The organism is Streptomyces enissocaesilis, from assembly GCF_039533765.1.
GTDB lineage: Bacteria > Actinomycetota > Actinomycetes > Streptomycetales > Streptomycetaceae > Streptomyces > Streptomyces enissocaesilis.
In genome coordinates this window covers 1-7,413 of record NZ_BAAAUD010000093.1, presented here as the reverse complement: position 1 = coordinate 7,413, position 7,413 = coordinate 1, and the positions used below count along the sequence as shown (strand labels likewise).

Here is a 7,413-nt window from a genome sequence, read left to right as displayed (position 1 = left end):
TCACCGAACAGCGGAACAGAACATCGGAACTCTCCCTCACCCCACCCGAACCCATGCCTGACCAGGGAAAATCAACAGATCGCATTCGGTTGAGATACGGCTTCTCATATGCCACGCACTCCTATGGAGCCGTGTCCAGACCCTCGAGTTCATCCGGCCCGTTCGCTGCTGCCTCAACGCGCGCAGGGTGCTGCCGGTGCAAAAAAGGTGCGCCCTGCAGCCTCACCACCGGCCTGGATGTCCGGGCCCCTCAGCTCAGGCTCCGTGACAGTGTGGATCAGAGGCCAGATCAAGCGCCGGTGGATCCGGCCACGACGCCATGAACGTCGCCCTGCACGGCCGCGTTGCACCGACCCGGGAAAGACGTCCTGATCCGTGGGGTTCCTGCCCATTACTGAGGGGCATCGAGCCGATCAAGGTTGCAGTCTGGTCAGGCCAGATGCTGGCGCATCCGAGTCCGCCGCTCGAAAGTACGACGTCGCATTGCAGCGTCCGAGCCACGAACCGGTACACAACCCCAAGACGCATACAGCAGGAGTCGACCATGGGTACTCGAGTTGCAGTGATCTACTACAGCTCCACCGGCAATGTGCACCAACTGGCCCAAGCCGTTGCGGAGGGTGCCAGCAGTCGCAACGCAGACGTCCGTCTGCGCCGCGTACCCGAGCTGGCGCCCGACAGCGCCGTTGACGCCAATCCCGCCTGGCGCGCGCACACGGATGCCACCAAGCACGAGGTGCCCGAAGCGACGTTGGAGGACCTCGAGTGGGCCACGGCGTACGCCTTCGGAACGCCCACCCGGTTCGGGAACGTCGCCTCGCAGCTGAAGCAGTTCATCGACTCGACCGGCGGCCTGTGGCAGGCCGGCGTCTTCCACAACAAGCCGGCAACCAGCTTCACATCGGCAATGAACCGCCACGGCGGCCAGGAGTCCACGCTCCTCGCCCTGAACAACGTCTTCTACCACTGGGGCTCCATCATCGTGCCCCCCGGGTACGCCGACCCTCTCCTGTTTGCGTCGGGCGGCAACCCTTACGGCACCAGCTGGCCCAGTGGTGGCGGCGAGGGTCCCGACCAGGCCACACTCGAAGCGGCCCGCTATCAGGGCCGCCATCTCGCGGACATAGCCGACCGTCTCTGCGGCTGACCGCACCGCGCCGCAATACACCGACTCCCGAAGCCGTGTGCGCTTCAGGACAAGGTAGGCCGGCGGCCCAGCCTCCGTTAGGTATGCAGTCCAGTGGTCGGTCCGGCGGCCGACCGTTTCGCACAAGGGAAGAGTGTCAACCGTGGCCAAGATCATCCGTATACACGAGCACGGAGAGCCCTCGGTGCTGAGGGTCGAGACAGCCGACATCGCAGAGCCCGGGCCCGGGGAGGTGAAGATCAGGCAAGAAGCAATCGGCGTGAACTTCTTCGACACGATGCTGCGTTACGGGCGCGTCAACGGACCTCTCCCCATGGTGCTGGGTTCCGAAGGTTCGGGTGCCGTGGAAGCCGTAGGTGCGGATACAGCGGAATTCCGTGTCGGTGACCGGGTCGCCTACTTCGCATCCATGGGCGCCTACGCGAGCGAGCGGCTGATCGACGCACGCTCCCTCATCGCACTGCCCCAGGACATCAGCAACGAACAGGCTGCGGCATTCCTGGCCAAGGGCCTGACGGCGTGGATGGGGCTGCGAGCTCTCCATGACATCGCTCCCGGTGAAGTAGTGCTCGTGTCAGGCGCGTCCGGCAACGTCGGATCCATCCTGTCCCGCTGGGCAAAGGCGCTCGGCGCGACCGTCATCGGTGTAGCCGGGTCGAAGGGCAAGCTTGAGAAGGTGCGGGCCGGCGCCGATCAAGCCCTTTACGCTCAGGATCCGGAGGCTCTCGCCAAGGTGTGGGCGATTGCTCCGGATGGTGTCGACGTTGTCTTCGACTTTGTCGGCAACGCCACGGCGGAGCTGTCGGCGGCGGCAGTACGGTCCGGCGGAAAGATCGTCGCCATCGGTGCCGCGTCCGGTCAGTCGCAGCCGGATGCCGCGGAGGTGGCCCGGCGTGGGATCAAGGTGGCGAGCGGGGGCGTTCAGGACCATGTGAACTCGGCTACCGTCGGTGAGGCATCGAGCCAGTTGTTCCAGGCGATCAGGGACGGGCTCTTCCACGATCTTGATGTCACTCGCTACGCATTCACCGACGCGGCCCGCGCCCACGAAGACATCGCTGCCAGGAAACTGTCCGGTCTGCCGGTGCTCATCGTCTGATGCTGATGTAACCGCGCATCCGGAACTTTCCAACGCCGGACGAGTCGACGTTCTTTGCCACATACGGCGCTGCAAGGCACCAACTGACGGACACGGCGGGTCCTTTGACCCTCGTTCGATGAAGGGGCAGCATTGATGGACGAAGGTATGGGAGACGACGTCTACCAGCCGGACGGGGCGGAGGTCCAGGACGACGCCGGAGTCCTGGATGCCTTGGACACTCTGGACTACAGGGCCGGTGACGAAGCGCTTGATGAGGGGTATTCGCCTCCGGAGAGGCCATGGGGCGTCGAACACAGTGGCGTCACGGCGTCGGAGCAGCACCGAGGGGAAACTCTGGACGAGCGTCTCGCGGAGGAAGTACCGGACGTCGGAGTGCCTGCAGGTGATGGCCTCGGAGACGCCTGGGACACGGACGGCGAACCTCGCGACGACGAGGTCGGATATGAACGGGCTGGACGTCTCGTTGCACTCGACGAGGGGACACGGCAGAACACAGAGTCTGACTTGTTCGCTTTTGATCGTGGGCTGGACGGTGCTGGTTCGTCGGCAGAGGAGGCCGCCATCCACCTCATACCCGATTCCGAAACGTCCCCCGACTACTGAGCTGACATGGGGCTTGTGCCACTCACTCACCGCACAAAGGGTCAGCCGATGCCGTCATCTGCGGCCATCAGGAGCGACCATGAGTGGCAGACACGGCAAATTCCCGGTGGGTCTAGTGTGTTGTGGGCTGTGCTGCCGTGGCTGACATCGTCGGACGGCAGCGTGCTCGGTCGTCGGACGGTGCGGCGGACCATACCGACGGTGAGGCCGCCCGCTCCGGCATCGGCTGCTGGTGGGGCAGCGGCTAGCGCCGCCTCACGGCATAAGCGTGAAATGGGATCTCTCACGCGTCCTGACCATGGAATGCGAGGCCTTCTGGACATTGTTCAGCGGCGGTGGCCGCGTCATTCGCCGTCGCCGCCGAGTCGCCCTGTAGATCAGTGCGGAAGGGTGGTTCCGAGCAGCGCCCGGACACCGTGGCACCGACAAACGTGCGGCCGATGAGCCCGCCCTGTGACGGCACGGACAACGCCAAGTTGCCAGACCCACGGCAGGAGCGGCAGCCGATTTGCGGAGGGGCGCGGTCAGGCACTTCGAGTGGAGGGCGTGGTGAGCCCTTGGCGTGGCGACGGCTCGTGCGCTGTCCACGGTAACTGGGCTGTTAGCCGATCTGCCGAGCTCAGAGCACCTTCCGCTCCCGTGGCTACTACCCAGCCATGGAAAGGCCGGCGATAACGTCCCACCAAAAAAGCGGACAGTGCCGGACATCCTCCCCTCCATGCCGGACCACGCGGTGCACCGGGCCCTACCTGCCCAGGCCGAGCTGAGAGCCGGCGAGCAAAACCAACCGCATGTGGGTGACCCCGCCGGTGGCTCGTTTCAGAAAGGTACGGCCTGCTTCATGTCTGCATTGGAACGTACGTCATCCGCAGTGGCAGACTCGCTGTTTGGCTTCACTCTGCGGCCGGCGCAGGAGGAGGCTGTCCAGGCGGTGGTCGATGGCCGAGACGCACTCGCCGTTCTGCCGACCGGCAGCGGCAAGAGCGCGATCTACCAGGTGGCAGGAATGGTGATCGGCGGTCTGACGCTCGTCGTCTCGCCCCTCATCGCGTTGCAACGGGATCAACTGAGATCCATCACCGGCCGTCGCAACGGATCGCGCCCCGTCAAGGCAGCCCTGCTCAACTCAGCGCAGCCCGTTCGTGGCCGGCGGGAAACTCTGGGCCTCCTCGCAAGGGGCGACTTGGATTTCCTCCTCATCGGACCCGAGCAACTTGCGAACGATGAAACGGCGGCTGCAGTTCGCACCGGAGCTCGAACCGTCGGCTTGTTCTGCGTCGACGAAGCACACCTCGTCAGCGAGTGGGGTCAGGAGTTCCGACCCGAGTACCTGCGATTGGTCGACGTGCTGACCGACCTAGGACGTCCGCCTGTCCTCGCCCTGACCGCGACGGCCTCGCCTCCCGTCCAGTCGGACATCACCCGTCGCCTGGGCATGCGAATGCCGCACGTGGTGGTCGGCGACTTCGACCGCCCGAACATCTCGCTGGCCATGCGCTACACAGAACCGGCCAGCACCGAGGCACAAGCGGTCGACGATCGCTGCGTCGACGTCCTCATGCAGCACAAGACGCCTGCTCTGGTGTACGCACTTACCCATGCTCGGTGCGAGGCCCTCGCCGACCGTCTGCAACTCAAGGGCCTGCGAGCAGCTCCCTACCACGGCGGTCTGCCCACCCGGACCCGATCCAGCGTTCAGGACGCCTTCTTCGCAGGGAGTCTCGATGTAGTCGTTGCTACCAGCGCGTTCGGCCTCGGCGTAGACAAGCCTGACATCCGGACCGTGGTGCATGCGGGCGTGCCGGCAAGCATCGATGACTACTACCAAGAAATCGGCAGGGCGGGTCGAGACGGGCAGCCAGCAACCGCGATCTTGGTGCACGACGCGCGCACCATTCGCATCCCACGCAGCCTCGCAGCACGAACGCATCTGGGCGAGTCAGCACTTCACCGTGTGGTCGACGCCATGGAGAACGCGGGTTGCCACATCGCCGTCGCGGACTTGGCCCGATCCGCCGACGTACCTGCCCACACCGTTGACCGTGTCGTCAACGAGCTGGCGGATATGGGCATCGTCCAGCTGCACGGCTCCGGCCGCCACCGTGTACTCGAGCCGCAGCGCCGTCCACACCACCCAGCCAAGTTGATCGGGCAACTCCTCACGCGGGACAAGCGGCGTCAGACGGTAGTGGCCAGCCGCCTTGACGCGGCTCGCCACTACGCAGAAACCACACGCTGCCGTCGGGCGGAACTGCTCGCGTACTTCGGTGAAACCTACACAGCACCCTGCGGGAACTGCGACAACGACGGAACACCGAGGGGGACGCCGACGTACCGTCCGGTCGTCATCGACGGCGGCACTCCCGTACGGCATCGGCTCTGGGGAGAGGGACATCTACTCGGCCAGGACGACCACGAACTCCTCGTCTACTTCGCCAGCGCCGGCTACAAGCACCTCACCCCATCAACGCTGGCGTCCGGAATCCTGCAACAGACCTGAGAGGCGCCATGCCCCTCCGATCACCCTGCTGGGCTGGGCAAACAGGGTTCCTGATCGGGTAATCGTGTGAGAACTCCGGGACGGTAAGCACCTCTTGGCAAGTGCGGTATGCAGCCAAACCGAGCACCACGAGACGGTGGATGCACGCGTCACCGACACCCGTCGTAGTCGCCACACCGAACTGGTCTGTAGCCAGTGCGCTGAGGCCGCTTCACGTATGTCCGCTCGCCGTTCCGATCACCCCCGCACCGGGCGAAGGCCCGCTCGACCACCCGCCGGTAGACACCTGGTCCGCAGGCGTGTTCTGCGCCGCCCCGTGCGATGCGGGCAGGACGTCGTGGCGCAGACCTGCGTGCGGTAGCAGTCATGGTAGCCGCAGACAGGGTGACTGCTTGTGGCGTGACCAGCCGCCTCGGCCAAGAAGGCGGGACGGCATCGAGCAGGGGCAGGAGTTGGATGACGTCGGACGATGCTGCCAGTCGGGGTGACAGCGGCGGGGGTCGTGTCCGTCGGCTACCAGGTGGCCTTGGAGCCGGCCGTGGCAGATGACGGTACTACCCGTTCCAGGGCACCCTGAGTCTCCCGCTGGTGGATACGCGGCGATGGCCGTCCCGGAGCGCCCGGCTCGCAGCTGAACTGCGAGCGCCGTGCTCGGCGGGGACGCCGCGCCCGGAGGTCGGCAACGAGCGAGGAAGGCTATCCTCACGATGTGAAAGCCGACACCAGCAGCTCGGAACGAGGAGGGTGGGGTATGGAGGTCTCCTTCGTGGGAGTCGTCGCCGAATCGGCGTACGAGCACGTTCGCTCCGTCCTTCGGCCAGCGATCCTCAACCACAGCATCAGGGTCTGGGTGGTGGCTGACCACCTGGGCCGGCAGGAAGGTCTCGACGAGCGGGAGCGTGAAGCGCTGGCCGTTGCTTGTCTGTTTCACGACGCAGGAACAGCCGACGCGTACGACGGACCGCAGCGTTTCGAGGTAGAAGGCGCCGACGCGGCAAGTGCGTTCCTGGCTGCCTACGACTGGCCCGCATCGCTGGTACAGAAGGTGTGGGAGGCCATCGCCCTGCACACGTCTCCCGGCATTGCCGAGCGCATGGGGCCGCTGACCAGACTCGTCAGGCTTGGTGTTCTGACCGATTTCGGCGCCGCTGACTCTCTCGGGACCAATCACGGGGAGTTGTCGGCCTTGCTGGGACGCTTCCCGCGGATGGACATCGAAGTGGTACTCGGTGAAGCAGTGGTCGATCAGGCCTTGCGATGCCCCGGGAAGGCACCGAAGTCCAGTTGGCCTGGAGGGCTGCTGGCCGCCCGCCTGGCAGAACCTGGGTACACAGGCGTCAACCCGGCCTTCTGAGCTCGACCGGCGGTCTCTCCCGCGGTGAGAAAGAGCAGGTTGCGACAGACCGGGGTCGGCCAGTATTCGAGGACAAGCCGGCCCGAGACGCCGTCGCCCGCAATCAGGTTCTGGGCTTCGCCGGCCGCTCGGCGGAAACTGACGACGAGCACGTTGAGTTCACCAGTTTCGGCCTGCTGACGCGTGCGGTCCAACCGCACAGGTTCACCCAGGCACTCAAAGATCAAGCCATGCACCCGCGCATGGATCGGCAGCGCAGGTAGACCGGGCTGACAGGTCGCACCCCGTCGCCGCGGAGCATGACGATCGCCCCTCTGGCGTGACCGCCGCCGATCCAAGGCCGACGCGTGCATCCCTCTGGGAGCATCTGCCGGACCCGACGGGTGACGCCGGCTCCGCGCCCTCGTCGGTTCAGAGGTCAGCCATCACAACAGCACCACCTGCATACGGATGTCCGCGGCCACTCCGGCCGCAACTCATTACGTCCACGGGCGACCACCCCTGCACCTTCGGCCGCCAGGCGCTTGGCGATCACCTTATAAATCGGCGCGGTGCGCGATTCCCTGGACGAGCCACCTCGGATTCGAGGTTGGTGGTTTCCCGTCTTGATGTGTGGGGTTTCCGCCTTGATCTGAGGGGCTTCGGCGGGGTGAGGAGTTCAGGATTGTGGGTGTTCGCAGATCACATCGTTTAGGGAGTACGTCATG

At 65.3% G+C, this 7,413-nt stretch carries 5 protein-coding genes; all 5 read left to right on the top strand.

Going from position 1 to position 7,413, the window contains the following annotated elements; all coding sequences use genetic code 11:
• The first annotated feature begins 544 nt into the window (after window positions 1-544).
• The 5 genes from wrbA (at window position 545) to ABD374_RS31790 (ending at window position 6,706) form a co-directional block, all read left to right on the top strand.
• A complete protein-coding gene (gene wrbA / locus ABD374_RS31810; protein WP_344500137.1) occupies window positions 545-1,147 on the top strand; it encodes an NAD(P)H:quinone oxidoreductase in 603 nt (200 codons plus the stop codon).
• 142 nt (window positions 1,148-1,289) lie between these two features.
• The gene (locus ABD374_RS31805) at window positions 1,290-2,246 is read left to right on the top strand and encodes a zinc-binding dehydrogenase (protein ID WP_344500135.1); all 957 of its coding nucleotides are present in this window, start codon (window positions 1,290-1,292) and stop codon (window positions 2,244-2,246) included.
• Between the two features lie 135 nt (window positions 2,247-2,381).
• Complete coding sequence (locus ABD374_RS31800; protein ID WP_344500133.1) at window positions 2,382-2,852, top strand: DUF5709 domain-containing protein; 471 nt, start codon at window positions 2,382-2,384, stop codon at window positions 2,850-2,852.
• A gap of 718 nt (window positions 2,853-3,570) precedes the next feature.
• A complete protein-coding gene (locus ABD374_RS31795; protein ID WP_344500131.1) occupies window positions 3,571-5,352 on the top strand; it encodes a RecQ family ATP-dependent DNA helicase in 1,782 nt (593 codons plus the stop codon).
• Between the two features lie 751 nt (window positions 5,353-6,103).
• Window positions 6,104-6,706: an HD domain-containing protein gene (locus ABD374_RS31790; protein WP_344500129.1), complete on the top strand. Its 603-nt coding sequence runs from the start codon at window positions 6,104-6,106 to the stop codon at window positions 6,704-6,706.
• Window positions 6,707-7,413 lie beyond the last annotated feature (707 nt).